11 protein-coding genes are annotated in these 24,431 nt (G+C 50.0%); 2 read left to right on the plus strand and 9 right to left on the minus strand.

Annotated features, from left to right (window positions below; translation table 11 throughout):
* Positions 1-92 precede the first annotated feature (92 nt).
* Both CFB02_RS05015 and CFB02_RS05020 read left to right on the plus strand, forming a co-directional pair.
* The gene (locus CFB02_RS05015; protein WP_088557125.1) at positions 93-1,229 is read left to right on the plus strand and encodes a glycosyltransferase family 2 protein; all 1,137 of its coding nucleotides are present in this window, start codon (positions 93-95) and stop codon (positions 1,227-1,229) included.
* Positions 1,230-1,247: 18 nt separating this feature from the next.
* Positions 1,248-2,405 (plus strand): DegT/DnrJ/EryC1/StrS family aminotransferase, encoded by a 1,158-nt coding sequence (locus tag CFB02_RS05020; RefSeq protein WP_088557126.1) that lies wholly within the window; start codon positions 1,248-1,250, stop codon positions 2,403-2,405.
* A 246-nt stretch (positions 2,406-2,651) separates the two neighbouring features.
* On the opposite strand, the gene CFB02_RS05025 is transcribed toward CFB02_RS05020, so the two are convergent.
* The 9 genes from CFB02_RS05025 to CFB02_RS05065 all read right to left on the minus strand — a co-directional run bounded on the left by CFB02_RS05025 (position 2,652) and on the right by CFB02_RS05065 (position 23,886).
* Positions 2,652-4,487, minus strand: coding sequence for an ABC transporter ATP-binding protein (locus tag CFB02_RS05025; RefSeq protein WP_088557127.1), 1,836 nt, complete (start codon positions 4,485-4,487; stop codon positions 2,652-2,654).
* Positions 4,484-5,641, minus strand: a complete 1,158-nt coding sequence (locus CFB02_RS05030; RefSeq protein ID WP_088557128.1) for a glycosyltransferase family 4 protein — start codon at positions 5,639-5,641, stop codon at positions 4,484-4,486. Before CFB02_RS05030 ends, CFB02_RS05025 begins: the two co-directional genes overlap by 4 nt.
* Before the next feature lie 596 nt (positions 5,642-6,237).
* Entirely contained in the window at positions 6,238-6,906 is a 669-nt protein-coding gene (locus tag CFB02_RS05035) for a 4'-phosphopantetheinyl transferase family protein (protein ID WP_157677790.1), read from the minus strand.
* A gap of 144 nt (positions 6,907-7,050) precedes the next feature.
* Positions 7,051-7,917 (minus strand): cupin-like domain-containing protein, encoded by an 867-nt coding sequence (locus CFB02_RS05040; protein WP_088557130.1) that lies wholly within the window; start codon positions 7,915-7,917, stop codon positions 7,051-7,053.
* Between the two features lie 55 nt (positions 7,918-7,972).
* Positions 7,973-9,124 (minus strand): acyltransferase family protein, encoded by a 1,152-nt coding sequence (locus tag CFB02_RS05045; RefSeq protein ID WP_088557131.1) that lies wholly within the window; start codon positions 9,122-9,124, stop codon positions 7,973-7,975.
* 5 nt (positions 9,125-9,129) lie between these two features.
* Positions 9,130-10,017 carry a serine aminopeptidase domain-containing protein gene (locus CFB02_RS05050; RefSeq protein ID WP_088557132.1) on the minus strand — a complete coding sequence of 296 codons (888 nt, stop codon included), beginning with the start codon at positions 10,015-10,017 and terminating at the stop codon, positions 9,130-9,132.
* Positions 10,018-10,030: 13 nt separating this feature from the next.
* Positions 10,031-10,819 (minus strand): alpha/beta fold hydrolase, encoded by a 789-nt coding sequence (locus CFB02_RS05055; RefSeq protein WP_088557133.1) that lies wholly within the window; start codon positions 10,817-10,819, stop codon positions 10,031-10,033.
* Between the two features lie 80 nt (positions 10,820-10,899).
* Positions 10,900-17,352 (minus strand): non-ribosomal peptide synthetase, encoded by a 6,453-nt coding sequence (locus CFB02_RS05060; protein WP_088557134.1) that lies wholly within the window; start codon positions 17,350-17,352, stop codon positions 10,900-10,902.
* Between the two features lie 3 nt (positions 17,353-17,355).
* Positions 17,356-23,886, minus strand: coding sequence for a type I polyketide synthase (locus tag CFB02_RS05065; RefSeq protein WP_088557135.1), 6,531 nt, complete (start codon positions 23,884-23,886; stop codon positions 17,356-17,358).
* Positions 23,887-24,431: the final 545 nt, after the last annotated feature.

Here is a 24,431-nt window from a genome sequence, read left to right on the forward strand (position 1 = left end):
GCTTGTTCGTCCATGTATAGTTTATCGCCAAAGAGATTCTGCCAGTAGTGTGCAGAGATGTCATCCACAAGGGTTCACAGGGAATGGGAGCGATGCTGGTTATTTTATTCTGGCTTGCGGCATTTGGAGCGCTGTTCAGTTACTTTATTTATCCTTTTATCCTTCGGTTTATGCCCTGTCGTCCGAAATCGGGCCAAAAAGACGGCCAACCAAACGCTCCGTTTGCCGTTTCGCTGATCGTTACAGCCCATAACGAAGCCCATCGAATCCGGGATAAGATCGAAAACTGTCTTGCTCTGAATTACCCAGGCCTGGAAATTATCATTGCATCGGATGCCTCCAGCGATGAAACCGACCAAATCGTCGGGGAGTACGCAAAGCGTGGCGTTAAGTTGGCTCGCGCTGAGGAGCGGAAGGGTAAAGAGCATGCCCAACTGCAGGCGATTCGTGCCGCGACAGGTGAAATTCTGATCTTCTCGGATGTTGCTACCTCTATACCCGAAGATGCGATTGGCCGGATGGTGGCTTATTTCAATGACCCCACAGTGGGCGCTGTTTCCAGCGAGGATCGCTTCATCAGCCGTGATGGCTCTGTTGTAGGTGAGGGCGCATACGTCCGATATGAAATGTGGCTCAGAGGCCTTGAGTCGGCACGTGCCGGTCTTGTTGGATTGAGCGGTTCATTCTTTGCGGCCCGGCGTGAGGTGTGTGAAGAGGACTGGGATATCCACTCTCCCAGTGACTTTAACACGGCCCTGAACAGTGCCCGTAAAGGGCTGGTCGCAGTAACGGCGCCTGATGTGCTCGGCTACTATCAGGATGTAGCTGACGCATCAAAGGAATATCAGCGTAAGGTTCGTACGATCATCCGGGGGCTGACTGCGATTAGCCGCCACCCGGAGGTGCTCAACCCCTTCAAGTTTGGCCGTTTTGCGTTCCAGGTATTTGGGCATAAGCTGATGCGTTGGGCGGTCCCGTGGTTCCAGCTTCTATTGTTTTGCATCTCTTTTGCAGTAGCGTCCAAAGGTGGGGTTTATGCGTTGGCACTGTTGGTTCAGTTGTTATTCTATGGATGTGTGCTGGCAGGGCACTTTTTACCGGCGATGCGCGAGAGAACGCTGATAAAAATTCCTTATTTCTTTGTTCAAGTGAACCTCGCGATTGCTCATGCTACCGTTAATTTCCTCATGGGCAGAAGGATGACGGTTTGGACGCCTTCTAAGCGTTAGTCGAGGAAATGCCCGTTTATGATAGGTAAACTCCGGCCGGTGGGAAGTCACGTACCTTTACCTCTAAAAAAAGAAGGAGGTTCGGTTCCACCATGGGAACTTCCATATCGGACCTATTTTATGGGGTCCGGTACAGAGGCGCTTTCTGCTGCTATTAAAATTGCGATCAGGCGGAAACCTCGAATCCTCAAACCAGAAGTGGTTGTACCTGCTTACGGTTGTCCCGATCTGATTGCAGCAATTGTTGCACAGGGTGCCAAGCCGGTTCTGGTCGACCTGGAGCCAAATTCTTCTTTCATGAATGAAGATGGTATTCGGCAAGCGATTTCGTCGTCCACGGTTGCAGTGGTAGGCGTTGGGTTCCTTGGAATCACGGAACGACTCGAGCTACTCGCCCATATTTGCTGCGAAAATAGGTTGTTCCTCATTGAGGACTCTGCGCAGTGTTTTCCACCTGCAAGGAAGCATTCCTTGGCAGATTGTATAGTGCTTAGCTTTGGTCGGGGAAAGCCTATCAACCTTATGGGCGGTGGCGCTTTGTTGGTGCGGAGGGCCATTGCAGAGGACGCGAACGCGACTCTTGGAAGTTACCCTTTGAAGTTATTAAAAGTGGATGCTGTGTGGCATATCCGGAGGGTGGTATTCAATCTACTTCTAGGCCGTATTTCATATGACCTACTGGAGCGCCTGCCACAACTGCGAATTGGAGAGACGAGATTCAATAGAATCGAGAAAATCGTTCGGCTCAAGGTCCCTGTCAGTCTTTTATTGAAGGGTATCCAGGATTTTCGGTTGCGCCCGCGCATTCATTTGAAGTACGACCAGCAGTTGTCCGCGTTAGAAACAAAAGGTTGGGTAATGCTCTCTCGGAACCTCCACAAAGCTGATGGGGCTGCGGATAGTCAGGTTATGCTCCGATATCCTCTTCTTGCTCCTGACAGAGAAACAAGGAATAGAGCGATCCAAATGCTGAATTCACGCGGCATCGGTGCTAGCAAATTTTATGAACGCCCCATTGCAGAGATTGAAGGTGTGGGAGAGTTTTTACCAAGAGGTCATTATCCGGTCGCCAAAGATATCTCGGAAAGATTGCTGACTTTGCCGACACATGAGGACGTCAAGCAACACCATATCGATTTGATCGATGAAATTCTCTCATCAATTTCCCAAAATTGATTCGCCACAGGCAACCAGGTTTCGATCTTCGAACAAAGAAAAACCTATAAAAGCAAACTATCAAAGGGCAGAATGTAAAGTTGGAGTTAAAAATTAGGTTGCGCAGGACTCCATAGACTCTTGATACGATGGTCGAACTCAAGCGCGCTTGAACATTAAGTGCATCCCGATCCGTCTCGTCCAAGGACGCAACCATCGAAAAGAATCCAATCGCGTCCTGCTGAATGGGCATCTAAAATTACAAACTTACGGCGTTTTACATTGTCCACTGCCGTCTTCTATGGGTTCATCCGCTGTATTGGCATCAATCAAGCGCCTGAAGGTCTGAGATTTGTGTGCCAACTCATCATAGCTACCACCTGCCTCTACTTTCCCTCCGTTGAATACAAGAATGTTTTGTGCCTGTTCCACCGTTGTTAGCCTGTGCGCGATCATTACAACAGTATGAGATTTCGCCAAGTTGACTATGTCTCTCATTATGTTTCGCTCGGTGACATTGTCGAGTGCACTTGTTGCCTCGTCAAAAATCAAGATAGAGGGGTTTTCATATAGCGCACGCGCAATACCAATCCTCTGCTTTTGCCCTCCACTCAGGCGTGCGCCTCTCTCGCCCAGATTAAATTCAAGCTGACCTTCGCACTCAAATATAAAATCGTATATATCAGCAAGTTTAGCCGCTCGAATTACTTGGTCATCGTCTATTTCTTCTGGCGGCACGCCAAATGCAATATTCTCTCTGAACGAGGCGTCGAGAATGAATATATCTTGCGCAACATAACCGATCTTTTGTCGCCAGGACCTGATGTTGCGTTTTTCAAGAGTCTTGGTGCCTATCTTCACTTCACCATGATCTGGAACCAGTAATCCAAGCAAAATATCCACTGCCGTACTTTTGCCAGCGCCGGAAGGTCCTACAAATGCTGTAATCGCATTGCGCTCAATAACGAAAGAGCAGTTTTGCAAGGCAGGGGACTTGCCGCCAGGATAAGAAAATCCAACATCCCTGAACTCTATATCAGACTCTGGAATAACTTCTGTTCCAGGGTCCTTTAATTGATTATTGAAGGTTTTACTTCTTCTAATTTCATCATGAATCTCAGACACCACTGAAGCGTTAGCTCTGATCGCGGAAAAAGACTTATAGATCTGTTGGGCAGCAGGAAGCAATTTATAACCAGCGATGGCATATAAACTAATAATGCTTAGAGCATCGCCAGCGGTGCCCGAAATCAGAACTATATAAATAGAAAGCCCCAGAATCGCACTGAAAACGACAGTTTCTACAACGAACTTCGGTAGGTCGCCAGCGAGCTCAATATACGCCAGTGCTGAAAGTCCTGCTCTTGTTATCTCATCGACTTTTTTCTTATAGTAAGATTCGTTTCCTTTCAACTTTACTTCTTTTATCCCGGCAATACTTTCATTCAGATATCTAAGTTTTTTGCTGTTAAGAAGAGTAATAGTTTTACCTTTCTGAACGACTTGAGAGCGAACGATACGAAAGATTAAAAAGTACGAAGCGCAGACTATCAGCGTTGCGATAAGAGCTATTTCTATGTCGACCAACAGTAGTGCCGAAATGATGAGAGTGGCGATAAAAATCTGGGATATCATCGTCAAGATCGGCTGTATGACCATATACACCATTCTCGGGATTTCTTGAGTTACCGTAGATATCAGATGACTACTGTTGTTCATGGCAAAAAAAGTGAAATCGTTGTCTAGATAGCTTTGGTACACGGTCCTTTGGATATCGGCCCCCACAGACATAGATGTTTTGAATAGTCTCCAAAGTGCATAAGAAGAAATAACATTACCGATGACTAAAAGAATAACAACAAAGCCGGCGTATGCCACTACAAACTGCTTTGTTGAGTCGAAATCGTAAGAGGAGTGAAGGAATGACAAAATTGTGTTGGTTTCTATAGAGGTAAGATCATTGATCAGTGTGATAAAAGGTGCAATTGATGCAATTCCAGCTACCTGTAGAAAAGCTGAGATCAGGAACAGTATCTGAAGTAACGCGAGTTTAATCTGATTTTCTTTTCCAATCAGTGAGAGGAGTGACCGAAGTAAAGTCATGTACGCTCCTGAATTGGCTTTACAATACTATTGTCTACGCTCACGTTTGGGGAGATGAGATCGGCGATCTGGTTAATCTGAGTGTTAACTGAGAATAATTCTTCGACCCTTGACCTAGCCGCCCTTGAGTGTCGATTGCGTAAATCTGCATTATTCACATAATTTGTCCATATACTCGCCAGCGTCTCATAGTCTCCGGGCTGAATATAATAACCACAAACTTCGTCTTCGATGGTCTCGGCCAGGCCCTGTAAGTTCGAGACGACGAGGGGAAGTCCTGATGCCATCATCTCTATACTCGACATGGTAAACGAATCCCAGCCAGTTGAGGCGATTGTTCCTAAATAGGCAGATCGCATCAGTTGCGGCATGTCGGACCTGTAGCCGCCGAAAGTTACGTGATCTTTTGCCTTCGACGATTGAAGCATTGCCTCATAAATTTGGCTTTGATCTCCTTCATCGCCGCAGATTAAAAGATGGATATCTTCCAATTGCTGCCTCCGCTCTAATTCAAGCATCGCGCTGATAAGGACTCGGACACCCTTTCGTTCTTCCATATGGCCCGAATAAATTACTATTTTGCGCGTGCGGGGAATATCAAAAATGCTATGAGTGTAGCCGTCCTCAGATGTGGGAACATAAACAGATGTGTCCACACCCAAAGGAATAACGGTGGTTCGGCTTTTAGGTATCCCTCGCCCGTGTGTCGCTGTACGCTGCATTGCACGGGACTCGAAGATGAATAAATCTGGTGAAATATTGGCCTGTAGCAGCCACTGGCAACGTTTGAGAAATAGTTTGAGCCCGCCGTTGATGGAGCTCATGCTGGCCCCCCAGTATGCCAAAATTTTTGATACCTTTGCCGCCCGGGCTACTCGTACGATTTCTGATGGTTGTGGTAAATCGAAAGCCAAGATAGTTTCGACATTTTTCTCGTTGATAAGTTGACGAAGCGTTTTGATGTCTTCAGAAGAGTGGTAATCAATTTTTAAGACATTTTCAGAGGGCGAGAAGACCTCTTTGAAGGAAACGTATATGTTTTCTGCGGAAAAGCCTGCCTTTGAGGCGGCTTCTTCAAAAACCTTCTCCAACGTACCGATTGCATATCCAGTATTCTGTTTACAGTGGAACATAATTAGGATTGATACTGACATAAAGCTACACCTGTTCCATTCCTTGAAGCGTGGCGATCTTGCGTCGACAAATTATCACGAGGCTCAGACGTGCTTGGATGCAAGAGCTGGGCAGACATCCTGATTACGGCGCCGGTACTCGCGTCGAGAACAGTATAAGGCCATCGGTAAAGATACAAAAATTTTTCAGGTGGTTACAGCGTATTCTTGACGGTTTCAAAAGCATCCTTACAACGCTTTTTCAGTAAGGTTTTACTGTTTAACCTGGCTGTACTCACGTGTGATCCTGCGACAAGACAATGAAATGGGGCAGGTCAGAACGCATGTTCCAAGGCGGCACGAGAACGGGGCGGATGAGACTGCGAACCCTCTTCCTCGCTTTAGGAATGGGCTCGGTGTGCGGGAAGGCTCCTTGAATTGCAGAGATAATCCTGTTTCGTTGTGCAGATCAGCAAGCGCTGGGGGCTGGCTTCATGCTTACCGGGACGATGAAAAAACTGTTCTACCGAGTGGAACTATTGACCTGGTCAATGCACGGGGGCTGGGAAGTAGGTCCTGTTGTTTTGTAACTTCTCCTCAATTTGAGATTAGGGGGAATCGCACTCCTCGCTCTTAATTCAGACCTTGATATGGGTCAACGTAAAGATGTGTGAATTATCTATAGTGTACTGACCAATAACTTCGCGAAATCCAACTTTTTCTGCAATTCGCAACGGCAGTAAAGCTGTAAAAAAACGATCGAGTTGATCAAACTGTAGGGCTACCTCGTGAAAATCGAAATATACACCTGCCATTGGGAAAATGCATTTAAAAACACTTTCCTTGGCACTAAATATGAGAGTTTCTAAATGTTTAACACCATTAACGCAGTGGTTATTTTCGGCTTCTTCTGAGGATAGGATCAGCTCGGCTACGTCGATTGGTAACGGTTTATTTAGCTCTACATCAACGCCGATGCTTCGGTAATGTAGGTTAGAAGCCGCAACTGCAACGATTAATGAGTCACAGTGGCTGATACTACCTGAAGTGCCATTCGGCCAGAGCGGTTCGCGATTTTTGCCAGGCGGAATAGGGCACGACGATATTCCCAATTCCATCAAAGCCTGTCTTGCAAGGTAGCGACCGGTTCGGAATTCAGATTTCCGCTTTTCGATGGCGTTTGAAATATAAGCTTCTTCAATCAGAAATATAGAGGGAGCCCTACGACATTCTGTAGTCGTCCGGATAATAACGTTGTTCGGCATCCGAGAAGTTAAATACTCATGAGGTTGCGGACTTTTTGTCATGTGACGTCTGGCTGATGATGTCAGTTTTTGGACCAATAACATGATTTTGCAGCAAAGTGGATTTAAAGAATCAAAAATCATCATCGGTCTTGATGGAAAACTCTAAGCGATTGGTTGCAGTGCCTACTGCGATCAGAATATCTGTCAAATTGTTGCTCTCATCTTTAACCAAGAGCGCCATAAACCGGATTTGAATGAATCTCGAACTTCAGACCGACCAACTGGATGAGGCGCAATATTGAAGGGACTCATCAGTTTTCTGGCACGGTGATTAAAGTTCAGAGCTCTTCTTAGCATCATCGAGTTGCGTGTATTGAATATCACTGACATAGAGATCGAAATATCGTCAGGGCCGTTCTTGACGTGGTGCCCCGAGACAAATGGGATGTGCAGTGCCTCTCCTGGCCGGAAATCAAAACAGGTGAACAGACGTTCCTTTTCATTACTCCATTGTAAGTCAGTACTAGCATAAGACATGTAGGCCTCTCGGCTCGCGTCTGAAACTACTCTAGTGTCCCACGGTTCTGCCACAAAAACTTTTTTGGAACCCCTGAACTGGAACAGAAAGGTGGAGTATCGATCGATATGAAACGGCGTGATGCTATTTGGAGAGGCAATGAATAAGTACAAGGTTGGCATGAAAATCCTTCTTTTGGGGTCACGCTTGGCAACCAGCTCTTCAATGCTTTCCATGATTCTCTGGTAAATCGGTTGAAAGACAGGGTCGACTTCTGGCGAATTGACCATTATCAGCGAATTCGATTGTTTGAGGTCTCTTAGCGTGCTCTCCAGAGATAAGTCTGTGTCGTTTTTCTTGAAAGCGGCCTCAAAATTATCCTGTGTACTCAGTCTAGAGTTTTTATAGAAAACCTGCTCCTTCGGCAGACGCAGGAGCGTTTCCTTCAAGGAGTCCAGGGTCAGTGCTTCGTTGTCCAGAAGGGTATGTTGCAGTTTAAACGGCGAGACATCCAGTTCCTGCTCATCAAGTTGGTCCAAAAAGACACCGGCCATAGCTTTTTTCTCCTTGCTGTATGTTAACTATGATGGCATTTATCGCGACCGGAGTTCAGCCTTTTATACGAGAAATTGTCTGATCTCCCAGGGACGGTCGTAGGACCCGGGGCTTCAACAATTTGCGCATTGGCTCTTCTACGAATCGATAAGTCATAGCTGATAGTCCTATAACCACGACGAGCATCATTGTTATTACGGCGAATTGAGCGAATAGGGGGAGGTCCTGATGGGCTGGCGTGCCAGTAAAGAATTGTGTCCCTTCTTTTAAAAGGTCTATTAGCAGCCAGTGTACAAGATAAATTGAGTATGAAATCTTTCCGAAATAGAGAAGCAGGGGATGGTTAAATACGTGGTGGCTTTCTTTCGGTAAACGAGATGCACACAGTACTAACCAGAAAAAGCTAACAACTGAAATCACGCCTGGGCCCGGGACGGCCAGTATAACGAGGTTTAGTATGAAAACAGGCAACAGATGTTTTGAGGATGCAAGGCGCGCGATGCTGCCCATCTGATACAAGCGGAAGGCTATGATGCCCAGAGTGGCCTCACAGAGGCACCTTACGAGCATTGGCCAACCAGCATAATAAAGCCCAAGGTCACCAAAATACGACTCAATGGCGACAAGGGGTATGAGGGCCAGAGCAGCGACGAAGAAATATGTTTGCTTCTGAAGGCGAAGCAATGGCTGCAACAGAAATGGTAGGAAAAAATACATAATCCACTCGGCACTGATAGACCAGGCCGGTTCATTCCAATAGGTGGCCCAGTGAAGAGTCTGTACCAATAGCAGGTTCGTGACCAAGGTTTCAACGCTTTGTTTGCCGGTAAATGGGGCAGCGAGGTTCTCCATTCCCGATGCATCGAAATAGCTGAGAAACCATTGCAGGCCTTCAAAGCCAACGAAGAGCAGAAGCATGAACAGGTGCAAAGGATAAATGCGGGCGAACCGGGATTGAATGAAATCGCGATATTGCGGGCCAGTTATTCTAATCCGGAAGGTGTCATGATAAATGTAGGCCAGCACAAAGCCGCTGAGCATAAAAAATAGGTCAACCCATAGGTACGACTTTTCAAACAGGCGAGTAGGAGTAATCGCTGCAACATCAGGCATGGCGACAAACATAAAGTGATGCCACACCACGAAGATGGCGGCAATACCTCGAAGGGAAGTAAGCGCGGTTAATTCCGGTTTGCGTGCATGCATAGACTTTATCTGTGGGCGACCTCATCCTGTTTAGTTATGGGATCTGGAGGTTGCCTCATCAGATCCTTAACCCAATTTGTGATGGACTCGACGACGGCATTTCTGTCCTCGGGTTCTGAGAGGATGTGAGTCGCATAGGGTTTGTGGAGCACGGTCAGGTTGTCGCCGAAGGTGACGGGTTTGAAACAGTCCTCAAATTGCTTCTCGTAGACATAATAATCATTGCCAAAGAAAACATAGAGCATGTCCAGCCCTCGGCGATTCAGTGTCTGAAGGCCTTGTTTGACTTCGTCCCGAGGGGGGTAGTTCGCAAAGTTTGGCACTTCCAGAAAACGTTCATCAATACCGGAAACCTCAACTCCCTTTTTTACTTTTCTTAGTCCCAGCTTTCGCAATACAAAATTGGCCCAGCGGGAGAGGGATAGCAGTTTCGGACCATAGTGCAGGACGTAACTCTTCCATGTCATGTAACAGTATCCGTCGAGTTGTACGGTGCCAATTACCCTTTGATCACTGAGTGCTGTCCGGTAAGAAGCGAAGGCTCCGGAACACAGTCCATACAGAATAAAGCGCTCAAACTGTTTCGTTTGACCAAGATAGTCCATGACTTCCTGTACTTCTTCGACCGCTGCTTGGGCAGCAGTCAAGTTACCGCGACGTGCTTCGCTGTCGCCGATTCCGGAAAAATCGAATCGAAAGGTTGAAACACCTGCCTTGGTGGAAAGCGCTCGAGCTAACGTAACCGATAGGCGGCACGAACCTACGCGATGGATTACGCCGGAGTTCAGCAGGATAACTGCGGTTCCTGGGTGTGCTCTCTGAGCCGGATCGGGCTCAGAGAGCACACCAACCAAAGGCAGGTGGTCACCGATCATTACAGCCTGTTCGCGCATGCTTGCTCCTTGTTTACCGTAGCATCGGTTTGCTGAAATAGTGCTCAATGGCGTCTATAACGGGCTTGGGCCAGAGGATACCGCCAACATGATCCACGTAATTCCAGTCGTGAGGAGCCGGCGCCAGCTTGTAGTAGAAGTCTTCTTGTTGGGATAACTGCTCCTTCAGCGCTGCAAAAGAAGCTGACTCGTGGGAAACAATCTGTGCGATGGAGCCAGGTATTGAGGGAATGATTTCATTTAGGCGCCAGTCTGAAAGGGTTTCCTGAAAGGCGGGCGGCATCGCAAAACCGTTGAAGTGCAGGGAGCCATCGGCCTCCAGAATACGAGATCGGCTACCCTGACTTTGGGCCAGGAGGATGTCGGATCTGATGCTTGCAACGTATTCTGCCCCATCCGTTATTGGGTCCCAGAAGACGAGCCGGGAAACCTGTTTATGTTGGCTTGCCGCCTTGGCTGCAACCAAGGCACCCAAGCGCAGACCCACCAGAGTGACTTTGGGTACGACGGCCATATCCATGACTTCCTGAATAGCGTGACCGACATCTTCTACCCAGTTGTCGGCGGTGACTCCGTTAAGGTCTCCTGCTGAATCTCCAGTACCGCGGTAATCGAACCGTAGCACCGGGTATCCAAGATTTGCCAGGTTTAGTGCGAGCCGCCGCATTGATTTATGAGCTCTCAGGTATTCCTGGCCGAATGGGTTGCATAGAACGATAGCCTCATTTCGATTTGCGTTGCATCGGGGGTGAAACAACCCGAACAGATAACTTTCAGACGGACCAAAGTAAAACGCTTCCAATAGTCACTCCTAGATACTACCGTTCTGCCTGACCGATACGGGCCTTTGTTTTTTTCTGCCCCTGAACTTTAGTGATGTCATCACTCGGGTCCAAACAGCCTTCTGAAGACATTCTTTCTGTGTTTTTTAGGTTTTGTATTTGACTCGGCCCTGGGCTCTTCGGTGTTCGATGCCGGAAGCTTTTGCTCTACCAGCTTGGCCAGTTGCTCGAGGGTGTTCACCCAAAGATCCTGGGGCATCAGTTTAGCGCCGGTCATATGCTCAATATCCACGATGACCTTAAGAGCGAGCAGGGAATGGCCGCCGACCTCCAGAAACTGATCATCCAATGCTATTTCGTCAATTTGGAGTACTGTTTTCCAGATTGAGATCAATTGCCCTTCCGTTTTCGTTGGTTCCCGATTCTCAGCTTTTTTGGTGGCAGGGCCGCTCTTGGTCTGCATCAAAAGCTTTCGATTGACCTTACCTGAGGGCAGCAACGGCAAATGATCGTGGGCCGTGAATAATTGGGGCATCATATAGTCAGGCAGGGAGTGTCTGAGGTGCTTGCGTAACTCGCTGCTTGTCGGCTTCTCGTCCCTTGAATAGACAATATGAGCGATGAGTCGCTGGTCATCTGCCTCAAAAGTTTGTACAACCACGGCTGCGTCTGCGATGGCTGGGTGTACCCGAAGCTTGATCTCAATTTCTTCCAGCTCGATGCGGTACCCGCGAACCTTGACCTGGTTATCGATACGGTCGCCGAACTCAATTTGGCCGTCCCATGTCCAGCGCGCTAAATCACCCGTGCGGTAGAGGTGCTGGCCATTGGAAAACCGTATGAACCGCTCGGCGGTCTGCTCCGGGTTGCCTCGGTAACCATTGGCCAGACCGGCCCCACTAATGCATAGTTCGCCATAAACACCCAGCGGCATTGTGTTGCCCTGTTCATCCAAGACATGCAACTGTGTATTGGCAAGAGGCCTACCAATCAGTATGCGCGGCAATGCCCCTTCACCCCTGCCGGGAGGGATGCGGTAACAGCTGGTCCAGACGGTGGCTTCGGTCGGGCCGTACATATTCCAGAGTTCGACGCCTCTCTGGACCAGTAGATTGGCAAGATCGGCCGGCAATTTCTCGCCCCCTATAAGCCCCTTCAGGGGCTCCTGGATTGTAAGGTCCACGTTCATCAATAACCGCCAGGTGGCCGGCGTCGCCTGCAGGGTCGTAATCCCATGCTGCTCAATCAACGACTTGAGCTGATAAGGGTCACTACTCTGGTTTGTCGTCGCGATGACCACTGTCGCGCCCACACTGAGCGGCAGAAATAGTTCCAGCAGTGAGATGTCGAAGGCCAGGGTGGTGATGGCCAGTAATTGGTCTTTCTCACCAAGGCCGGGCTTCTCAGCAACTGCCATAAGAAAGTTGTGTAGTGCGCCATGACTGATTTCAACGCCCTTGGGAACGCCGGTGGAGCCAGAAGTGAATATGACATAGGCCAGTTGTTCGCTCTGTAATGCGAACGTGACGGGGCTTTCATCATATTCGTGACTCGCCTGAGTTTCGGCATCCAATAACAGGGTTTTCGTATCCTGTACGAGGTTCGTCGTAACCAGGTTGGAACAAGTTACGAGTAAACGGGCTTGTGCTACTTCCAGGATCAACCGGATACGTTCGTCGGGATAACTCGCATCCAGCGGCACATAAGCGGCCCCTAATTTCCAGATTGCTATGATAGCGGCTGGCATATCGACATTGCGTTCCAGCAGAAGGGCCACTACGTCACCCTGCTGAACCCCTCTTGAGGCGAAGAATCTCGCCAACTGGTTAGACCGCTGGTCAAGTTCTTGGAAACTGAAGGCGTTCTCCCCTGAGCGGCAGCTTACTTTATCGGGGTGCGCTGTAACTTGTTGCTCAAAAGCTGACAAGAATCCCTCACCAAAAGCCCATTCGCGCGCGGTGTTGTTCCAGTCAGATATCCTGCTTTTCTCGTCCTCGCTGGCGCAAACCAGCCGCTGGAGGTTAATCTCGTCCTGTTCCTCTGAAAGCACCTTGATACTATCCTTAAAGCTCTCTACGAATCCTTCGATCGTGGCCTGCCGGAATAGCTCAATGGGATATTCAAAGCCTGCCTCAATGCCCTCCCGTTGTCGCTTGAACCAGACGTCGAGGTCCGTTTCTACTCCAGTCCGATCGAGGTTTATCTGGGATCTTTGAATACCCTCCATCTGATCTTGCCGGTTTCTGACGTCCTGATAGTTGAAGAGCGTCTGGGCTATGGGATTCCTTGCTGAATCGCGCGGTGGGTTGATGGTTCGTACAAGTGTTTCAAAGGGTACATCCTGGTGGTCGATTGCAGTGAGTACTGTTTCTTTGACGTGTTGAACGAGTTCGTCAAACGATTGATCTTGCGAGATCCGGAAGCGGCATACCAGTAAGTTTATGAACGGTCCGACCAGGCCACTTAACTCATCCTCGTTTCGCGCGTAGACAGGCACATTGATGATCAGGTCTGATTGTCGACTAAAGCGGTGTAGCATCAAGACGTACAATGACATCAGCACCAGAAAGAGAGTGGTTTGATGACGTACCGCCAGGGTTTCAAGCGTTTTTGTGGTTGCCTCATCGATTTCAAACTTGATCCCTTTGGAGCGGTGCGGCTGAACATGAGGCCGGTCAAAATCAAGAGGCAAACTCAGGATTGGTAAATCCCCGGCTAACTTCTGTTTCCAGTAGTTCAGTTGTGCCTCCAACGCCTCGCTTTGCAGCCACTCCTGTTGCCAGATTGCGAAATCTTGAAACTGCACGGGCAGGTCGGCTAGGGGGTTCTCCAAACCTTTGGTGTAGGCATTGTATAGGGCACACATTTCCTTTAGCAGCAGGTCAAATGACCAGCCATCGAACACCAAGTGATGGATCAGTAGGAACAGGACATGATCTTGTTCAGACACTTGAATTAATTTCGCTTTGAATAACGGGCCTGACTCGATGTTGAAGCTTGTTGAAACTTCGGTCATTAGAGCTCTCTCAAGAGAGGCTATGTCAGAAATACCGAATTCTGATATCGGTTTTGGGGTCAATTGGATCGACTGTGAATCATCAACGAGGATCTGCACCTGACCGTCGATATTTCTGAACTGGGCGCGCAGGATTTCGTGTCGTTGTAATACAGTGTTTATGGCCTGTTCCAATGCAGAAATGTCCAGAGAGCCTTGGAAGCGGAAAACCGCAGGTAAATTGAAGGCAAATGACTCGGGAACAATCTTTTCATAAAGGAACCATACCTGCTGCTGCGGCGTGGCGTGGACCACCGAGTCCTTCGGTCTGGCTTGAATACGATGTGTGCGTTGGCCATGTTGGAGTTCTTGCTCAATCAAGCGAGCCATCGCATGAATAGTCGGTGCTTCAAAGAGCTTTCCCAGCCCCAGTACGATACCGTATTGGCTCTTTATGCGGGCCAACATCTGGGTTCCGAGAAGTGAATGCCCCCCCAGATCAAAAAAGTTGGCATGAGTGCTTATGCTTGGCAGACCGAGGATGTTGCACCAAAGATCAGAAAGCTCCGACTCCAGGGGAGATTCTGGCTCCACATGGTCTGCACCGGATGAGATTGTTAGATCCGGCGCAGGAAGGGCTTTCCGGTCTACCTTGCCGCTTGAAGTCAGTGGCAGGGCCGGTAATTGAAGAAAATGCTGTGGCAGCATGTAGTCAGGCAGGTTTTGGCCGATATGTGCTTTCAGCGCCAGTAACTCTCCTTCCAATTCGAAACCAGCAACAATATAGGCAACGAGACGCTGGTCATTCACCCGGTCTTCCCTGGCCAAGACAGCACACTGGGTAATGCCCGGGTAGCGCAGGATGATGGATTCAATTTCCCCCAGCTCAATACGGAGCCCCCTGAGCTTGACCTGGAAATCGTTCCTGCCGATGTATTCGAGCACACCATCCGTGCGCATCTTGACTAGGTCCCCAGTGTGGTAGGCTTTAAACGATTCGCTTGAAAAGGGGTCTTCAACAAATCGTTCAGCCGTTAGCTCTGGGCGAGCAATATAGCCTCGGGCGACCTGAACCCCGCCGATCAGCAGCTCGCCTGCAAGTCCTGGGGAGAGCAGATTGCCTTGGCTATCCACAACGTAAAGCCTTGTATTGGGCAGCGCCTTGCCGATGGGAACAGTAAAGTCGACTTGCTCCTGACCGCAAAGCCAACTGCTGGCATGAACGGCTGCCTCGGTCGGGCCATAGAGGTTCCAGCATTCGGCGTCGGGAAATGCATTCGTGAATCGGGCTTCCAGCTCGGTACTTACTGCTTCACCGGTCAGGAGAAAGCGCCGGATGCTGGGGCAATCTTCTTGGTGGCAAACATCAAGGAAGAGGTAGGCCAGGGACGGAACAAAATGGATTTGCGTGATCTGGTGTTGCTGAATGAGCTCGGCCAGATAAAGCGGGTCTTTATGTCCACCCGGCCGGGCGATGACAAGTCGGCTTCCGGTCATCAATGGCAAGAAGAGTTCGCAAAGGGAGACATCAAAAGTATAGGGAGTTTTCAGCACGACGGAATCGGCTTGATCAAGCGGAAACGTTTCTTTCATCCATAGCATGTGGTTGCATATGGATTGGTGCTCCAACATGACTCCTTTGGGTTTCCCAGTAGAGCCCGAGGTATACATTACATATGCAAGCTGATCTGGTGAGCAGGGCAGATTGGGCCGCGTTTTACTGAACTGGCTCAAATCGAAAGCATTGCTGTCAATGGCTACGGCTTCGACGTTCCCCGGTACCCGATCTTTCAGAGCCGTCTGGGTCAGGACAAATTTAGCTTTCACCTCGTCAATAATGAAAGCCAACCGATCGTGCGGGTGGTCAGGATCCAATGGCAGGTATGCGCCGCCGGCTTTCAGAACCCCGTTGATTGCCACCAGCATTGTCAGGGACCGGTCCATTAGAATAGGTACTATGGTTTCAGCCTTTACTCCCTGTGCATTCAACCAGTGCGCCAGGCTGTTAGCCTGTTCGTCCAGCTCCCTATAGCTCAGCTCTTTTCCTTCATAGATCAGTGCGCACCGATCGGGAAATTGATCTACCGCTACTTCGATCAGCCCATGAAGGCTTTTTCTTGTTAGGTCATAGGGGCGGCAGACGGATTCCCACTGCGCCTGGTAGAGGGCCAGATCAGCGCTTCGTAAAATGTTTAGTTGACCTAGTTCTGATTCCGGCTTGGTACTGACGCCTCGTAGCAGCAACAACAACTCGTCCAGTCTACGGTCAATCGTTTCTGTATTCCAAAGGTGAAGGTTGTGTGTGCATTCCATCACTGCCGATTGACTAGAGATGGTGATGTTCAGGTTAAGATCGAAATTCTCGGATACTCTCGGGTTGGACTCGAAGCTCGCATCCAATCCGGTAAATTGAAAATCAGATTCATTGGTAAGGTCTACGTTGAACAGGATCGAGACCAATGGTGGCTTGGATGGGTCACGAGATACGCCAAGTGTCTGCAACAAAGTGCCATAGGTTAGATATTGGTGCTCGAAGGCATCCAGCATGCACTGTTGTGTTCTATGCAGCAGGGCCCTGAAGGAGTCCTCTCCTGACACTTTGATATGTAGCGGAATGATGTTGACGCAGTGTCCGACGAGATTATGTTCTTCCTTGGCCATTTGACCGGCGAAGGGAATACCGAGGACGATATCCTCACAGCCGGAAATGCGGTGAATGTAGCCCGCAAATGCAGCCATCAGTGTTGTGGTAATGGTGCTATTGTTCTTTGCGGAAAGGGCTTTAAGTTCAGCAAGGAGGCTTAAAGGCAAATCTTTGTCCAGGCGAAAGGCCGAGAAACTGCGACTCAATAGTCGTGGCCTGTCGAACGGTAAATCTAGCGTTGGGATGCCGTCAGCGAACCGCCTTGTCCAGTAATCTATGCTCTGCTCCCGTAATGAACGGGTTTCGTCACTGCGTTCCCATTCTGCGTAATCAATGAAGCTGGGCGCGGGTTCGAGTCCCGCTGATAATGAAGGCTCGCACTCACGCGAGTACAATTCACCCAGTTCACTGGCCAGGATGTATAGCGACCACCCATCACAAACCGAGTGGTGCAATGTCAAAAGCACCCTGGTGTCGTCTTCGGTGAACCGAATTATGTCGAATTGGGCGAGTGGACCGTTGGCCAGGTCAAAAGGGACGGAGACAGCCCTTTGCGCGAGCAAAGTCAGCTGTTCCTCTTGGTTTTTAGGCGTCAGTGTTGAAATGTCGTGATGTGTGACAGGGGCGGGTCGATCATAGTAGATAACCATTTCCTTGCCATCATCACTAAAACACCCTCGAATGGCTTGGTGGCGCTGCCACAGCGCCTCGAGAGCTTTTTTAAGGGCCGGCTGATTGACCCGGCCCTTAAGTCTCAAAAACACCGACTCATTAAACGAAGCACTGGCTTCGTCACCGAACTGAGCGGCCAGCCAGACCTCTCGTTGCGATTCGGTAGTCTCAATAGCACCTTCCAGTTCGCCGAACTCGAAGGGATCGTGACGGTCAACATTAGACAGTACAGCAGTATTCATGGGTCAACCTGTCCATTTCTCAAAATGGTTTTTGTTGTCCTTTGAAGGGACAAACCAGGCGGACTTTCCAGATTCGTCTCGCCCAAGGCGGGCACCCTCGACCGGTGGTTTCTGTCCCGGAATGCCTGAAGCGGTATGGGTAACCTGAGTTGTAGGAAAGAATCCCATGGTAATCATTTCATCCATTGCTTCTTTGAATGTCTTGACAATTGTGTTGATGTCTTCGTCACCGTGGCTGGTGGTTATAAACATCGGGCGGGCGTCCCAGACATGAATGCCTTTTTCACGCAGGATGATGTAGATGAGTTCTTCAAAGGCGATATCCTGTGGAATTTTGATCTTGCACATGGACCCGCAATTCTCGATCTTCAGTGGGGCTCCAACCAGTTGGGCGTATCGGTTGATTTCAGTGACCATCTGTTCAGCACGCTGATTCAGCTGATTCTGAAGGTGCGGCTCGTCCTGTAGGTGCTGTAAGACGGCAACTGCTGCGGCCAATGTCAGAGGGTGGCGAACAAACGTCCCTGCGAAATAGGTAACACCGACTTCCGGCGTGGAATCATCTCCGAATTGCCATTGGCCGCCGTCCAGGGCATCCATGAAACGGGCCTTGCCGGAAATGGCGCCGATGGGGAGCCCGCCCCCTACGATTTTGCCATAAGTGCAGATATCAGCATGAATATCGTAATACCCCTGAGCCCCTCTTTGGTGAATGCGGAACCCGGTAATGACTTCGTCGAATATCAGAGCAATTTGCTGATCTGAACAGAGCTTGCGCGCTTCTCTTAGAAAGGCGACAGGTTGTAGGCCCGGATTACGACTCTGAACGGGCTCAACCAATATGGCTGCGATTTCCTCAGCATGTTCGCGAATATATTCCAGGGAGGCGTCGGTGCCGTAATCCAGAACGATCATGTTCTCTACAGCGGCATCAGGGATGCCTGCCGCTGCAGGAACGGCATAACCCTTGCTGCCCCGCGTAACAATCACGTCGTCGTGGATGCCATGGTAATCGTTTTCGAAGATGACGATTTTTTCCTTGGCGGTTACCGTTCGGGCCAGCCGCATTGCCCCCAGAACAGCTTCAGAGCCGGTATTACAGAAGGCCACCCGTTCATTACCGGTTACCTGACAAAACAGTCGCGCTGCATCCGCTATCAAGGGGTGTTGCGGGCCGATCTCGTAACCGATATCCAACTGGCGGGCAATGGCTTCCTTAATAAAGGGGGCAGAGTTACCGAAGAAATTACTGCCAAAACCGCAGGTCACGTCAATCATTTTACCGCCGTCGATGTCCCAGAGGTATGGCCCCTCTGAGCGTTCCACAACGATCGGGTAGATGACTTCTTTGATGGCATTGCGAAAGCCGGATACTACTCGCGGGTCCGCTAAATGTTTTCGGTTCTCCTGAGCAAACTGCTTGGATTTACCAAATCGCGTGTTGTAACGCTTTGCGAGTTTCTCGAAATTCTCGCGCTGTGTGGTTGTCATCTCGTTGCTGCGCTTTACATTGATGCGCGTGCCAGCACCGAAGGGTTTTAGGGTGGCATTCTCCGTGCTATGCCCGGCTGGGGAGGTTTTTGCGGGTGGCGAGGCAGGAGTCTGGCCGGCAGGGCCGGATATGGATTGGCCTGGCAATGAAGAAAGCACTGCCAACTGTCCCTGCATGATTTGCAGTTGTTGTTGGAACAGCGACTGAATGTCATTGGTTGATGTTGATGTTGATGTTGATGTTGCTGCTGGTGAGGGCGTGCCTGCCGTAATGGGCGCCACGGACGCAGTCGGAGCGGATGCTGGAGTTGACGCCGGAGCCGGAGCCGTATCTTCCCCTGTGGCACCTTCTTTGATTAGGTAGTCCGCGAGTTTATTGAGATTGCCATGGTCGTTAAGCAGCTGCTTGAAGGTTATGCTGACCTTGAACTTTTTCTTCAGTTTCAACGTCGACTGTGTGAGTAGCAGCGAATCGAGACCGAGTTCGAAAAATGTGGCATCGCCGTCGGCCGCAGATAAGTCGATGCCCGAGATGTCTGTGAATAGTGCGCGCAATTTTTCTAAGGTGACTTCTTTCATGTTTTCTGGCCTAGCCAAGTTTGGTGTTGTGGGGGGCGTCGGGGCTGTCGAGACTCCAGGCTCAATAACGTGTGTGCGGTGCTGGAATGGATACCCGGGTAGCTTGGCCCTTAATGCTGGGTCTGGGGTGCCGCAGGGCCAGCTAATGGTCAGGCCGCTGGCCCAGGCTTGGCCAAGTCCGCGACTGAAAGACTGGACATCCTTTTCAGGCTGCCCGGCCTCTGGCACAAGCGGTATCAGAGCAAGATCGGGCTTTTCGGCCAGAGTCTGCAGAGCCATCCCGGATACCGTGCCTTGTGGCCCGCACTCCAGCAGGATCAGGTTTTTCAGTGCACCGATGGTTTCTACACCCTTGCGGAACTGAACCGGTTGCCGAATCTGACTAGCCCAGTACTGAATATCGGTTGCCTGTTCATCCGTTATCCAATCTCCGGTGACGCAGGAGATAAACGGTATCTGTGGCGGATTTGGCACGACATCCTTCAGTGCCCGCGCAAAGGCATCACTGGCGGCATCCATGGACGGTGAATGAAAAGCATGTGAGGTATTGAGCGAGCGAAACCGGATAGCGTTCTGTTCCAGTATCTGGCTAACGGCCGCGATGCTGTCGTGGCTGCCCGAGAGAGTGCAGGAGTCTGCCGTGTTTTCCGCCGCAACCACGACGTCACTGGTTAGCAATGAGTTAAGTTCTTCTATGCTTGCACGTACCGCCAGCATAGCCCCGGATGGTTGTGCCTTCATGACCTCACCTCGGGTGATGACTACCCGGATGGCGGTTGGCAGGTCGAACACACCGGCTATGGTGGCGGCAACCAGTTCCCCAATGCTATGGCCGATAGCCGCCTTGGCTCTGACGTCCAAGCTTTCCAAGGCAGAGGCCAGTGCGTATCCCACGCAAAACAGACTGATTTGTGTTTTCTGGGTGTCTTTTAACGGGTCATCGGAAGTGAATATCAGCGACTTGATATCCAGCGAATGGCTTCCCTGCAAAATGTCGGCACAGGCATCAAATGACTCACGAAATGCGGGGATGGCGGCATATAGAGATTTACACATGCCGGCAACCTGGCTGCCCTGGCCGGGGAACGCATACACGACGGATGGGGCAGTGAAGGCCGCATCCGTATCCTCTGCGTCCTCGATCATTGAGGAGAACTCATGGGCGCTAAAATGGTGTGGCAGCGCCTTCCGATAACGGAATTGCCGACGATTTCGAATCAGGAGGCAGGCAATGTCCGCCAGTTTGCCTTCATTACCCTCCACCTCGAGCAGTGACCGATATGATGCTAATACAGCAGAAAGAGCTTGTCCGGAATGAGCGCTGAAGCAGAGTGGTACCCAATCAGGGGTCAGTTTCTTGTCGGGCAGCGTTAACGTTCTGGTGCCTTTGAGCAGGATATGAGCATTAGTACCGCCAATGCCAAAGGAACTGACGCCAGCAATGCGTTCTTCCTTCGGTTCCGGCCAGCCACTGGTGCTATTCGCGATAACAAAGGGAGTTTGCTCCAGTTTCAGTTCTGGGTTAGGTGACTCAAAATTGATGGATTGGGGGATTTCACCGCGGTCAATAGCTAGTGCGCACTTAACCAGGCCGACCACACCTGCAGCCGCTGTAAGATGACCGAAATTGCTTTTCACCGACCCCAGTTTACAGAACTGCTTTTTGCTGGTTTGCGTTGCAAAAGCGGCACTTAACGCCGATACCTCAATCGGATCACCAATCGGGGTTGCGGTTCCGTGGGCCTCGATATAGCGGATTCTTTCGACATCGAGCCGGGCATCACTAATGGCAGAGAGGATAACGGACTGCTGTCCCTGTACGCTCGGGCCCGAAAAACTGCCTTTCTCGGCACCATCGTTATTGACAGCCAGGCCAGTGATAGACGCATAAACGCAGTCTTGATCTTTCTGGGCGTCGTCCAATCGCTTCAAAACGATCATCCCGCCACCATCACTGAATACGGTTCCGGAACTGTCCTTGTCAAAAGGTCGGGTATGTCCGTCCCGGGTATAAATGCTGCCTTCCTGGTGGGTGTGGGGCTGCTGTTGCGGGAATGTCAGTGAGGCGCCCCCTGCAATAGCGATGTCACAGCGTCCTTGGCGAATGGCTTCTGCTGCCTCGGCGACCGCTACGAGAGAGGTGGAACACGCGGAGTGGATGCTCAGAGCGGGCCCGACAAGGTTGAGTTTGTGGGCCAAGCGCGTGGCGGCATAGTCTTTTTCATTAGCGACCATAGCCTGCAGGGCGCCAAAGTCTTCCAGCTTTTCCTCGTTTTTAAGCACGTTGTTGAGGTAATAGGTATTGTTGCCGACGCCGCAATAGACTCCAATTCGTCCGGCAAACTGTTCTGGGTCATACCCGGCGTTTTCCAGTGCGTGCCAGGCAAGTTCCAGTAACAACCGCTGCTGGGGATCTATAAACTGCGCTTCAATAGGGTTGATGCCAAAAAACCGCTCATCAAATCCAAGGGGGTCGTCCAAAATGCCGCGCGCGTTGACGGTGCCGTCGTTGCTGGTTGGTGAGAAAAAGGTAATAGTTTCCTTACCTTCCTTCAGGTTCTGCCAAAAACTATCTAGCGTGTCTGCTCCGGGAACTCGAACAGACATCCCAATAATGGCTACATCTCTTGAGGAGTTTGCGTTCCTGGCGGGTGTTGAGCCATCGGTCCGGGCGGAGGTCGCAACAGCCTGGCGTGTTACAACATAGTCAAGAAATTGACCCAAACTCCGGTATTGAAACAGTGAGTAGACTGGGACAGTAAGGCCCTCGTGCTCATAGAGCGCGGCGGCGATTCGGTTGGCCGTTAGCGAATCCATACCCTGGTCTTGAAGGTTATCCTCTTCCGACAGGTCAGGGTGATTGAGTTCTGTCCTGATCAGTTCCAACACCCTTCGTGAAAGAACTTCCTTGTTAATAGGCGTCTCGGCCGCGGGCTGCTCAAGCTTCTCGACCATAGATTTCCGGTCTATTTTTCCAGAGGGAGTCTTTTGGAGTTCCTCAAGCCAGTGGAATCGACTGGGAATCATGTAGCCTGGAATTGACTTTGCCAGGCTCCGTCTCAAGTCTGCATCTGGTTCGGCGGCGCCTGATTTCGAGGTTATAAAGGCCACGAGCCTTTTTTGCCCGCGGACCTCTTCTACTGCAACGGCTGCTTCTTTGACCAGTCCTGTGTCGAGTAGTGTCGCTTCCACTTCGCTGAGTTCGACACGATAGCCGTTAATTTTCGTCTGATCGTCGATACGGCCAAGGTATAGGAGTTCTCCTTCCCCGTTCTGGCTTACGAGATCGCCGGTGCGGTAGGCCCTTTTGCTCTCCTCGGTACCCGATAAGTTAACGAAGCGTTGCAGAGTTTGATCCGGGTTGTTGATGTAGCCATGCGCCAATACCGGGCCGGCAATATAGAGTTCACCAACTTCGCCGGCAGCAACCGGTTGTTGCTGTTCGTCTAGTATCAGTAACTCCGCGTGGTCAATAGGCTTGCCAATTGGGGGTAGCTTGGGCCAGTGATCGGCAGGCCCGCCCAGCCTATATTCACTGACTACATGGGTCTCACATGGACCGTATTGATTGCTAAGCTTAGCGCCCTTCATGGCGTTGAAGGCAGTGCGTAGCTCCTCGCTAATAACAAGTTGCTCTCCCGCGGTAATAATGTCCTTAAGTGAAGTGGGATAGAGGTTCAGTTTATTGGCCCACATCACCAGTTGAAGCAGCGCAATATAAGGCAGGAAAATCCGTTCTATCTGTTGCTCATTAATAAAGTCGAGCAGTCTGTGAAAATCTTGTTTAAGTTCATTGTCGATCAGATAAAGAGTTCCACCCTGGGTCAAGGTGGAAAAGATCTCCTGAAACGACACATCGAAACTCAAGGCAGAAAATTGAAGAGTCCGATAGCGCGTGTTTTGCGGATACTGGTTATTTTGCCAGTTGATCAGGTTATCCAGGGTGCCGTGGTTCATCAGGACACCCTTTGGTTTTCCGGTCGAGCCAGAGGTATAGATTACGTAGGCATTGCTATCTTGTGTTATCGGGAAAGGTTCTGGGCGCTCTTTCGGCGTCTGGTCAAATGAAATCTCGCGTAAATCCAGATGAATCCCGACCGGGGACCGAAAATCGTTATTGTCGGTAATGGTCATTGCGACTTCGGCATGGCTGACCATGTAGTTGAGCCGCTCCTTGGGATACACAGGGTCCAGAGGCAGGTAAGCGCAACCGTGGCGGAGAATGGCGATCATGGCGGTAATCGCGAGTGCTCTATCCTGGGTATGGATGGCGATAGGTGCATCCTGCCCAATGCCTGAGTTGGCAATATGCTGCTGTATAAGAAATGCGTTGTTGTTCAACGTTTCATAACGGGTTGTTTTGCCGCCTGACCAAAGGGCTGCACTGTCAGGAAATGTCAGGACTGTATGTTCAAACTCTTGCAGGAAGCTGGATGCGTGGGAGGGATACTCATTAACATTCATCACACTGCCTTCCTTATGCCGTTGTCCATAAGTACATCTTGGCTGACTGTCTCGTTTATGGGGCAGTGTCAGCCCAGGAAGTTCGCTGCTCGTTTGTTACATTGTGTAAGTGAGCATAGCATCGCAGAGAACACCGCGCTAATCCACGGGAGCATCCAAAATCGATCGCCATAAATTCGGATTAGGACCTGACACGACATCCGCCGGTCAGACTTACTTAGGCCCAGACAGGATAAGTGGCCTGAACCATCTGAATATTCCTGAATGTGTGGTTTCTTCGAAGTATGACTACTGAGGTATTTTATGGCGGCGTTATCGCGGCATTTCTGAGAAACTTCAATTAAAAGTGGGGGGAGGGTTTGCGCGCTAATGCTTTCGGTCATGACAAAACATCCTGTTCTATACTGATACCTATGAACCTCAACGAAACTGTGAGGCGGTTTTTTGATAACCTTAAGGTATTAAAGCCGTCGGATTTTCTTCTTTTGCTTCCATTCGCTATTAAAAATATAGCAGTCTTTCGAAGGCTTGGAAAAGCAAATTGA

The sequence above is a fragment of the Marinobacter sp. es.042 genome, assembly GCF_900188315.1.
In the GTDB taxonomy this organism is placed as follows: Bacteria; Pseudomonadota; Gammaproteobacteria; order Pseudomonadales; family Oleiphilaceae; genus Marinobacter.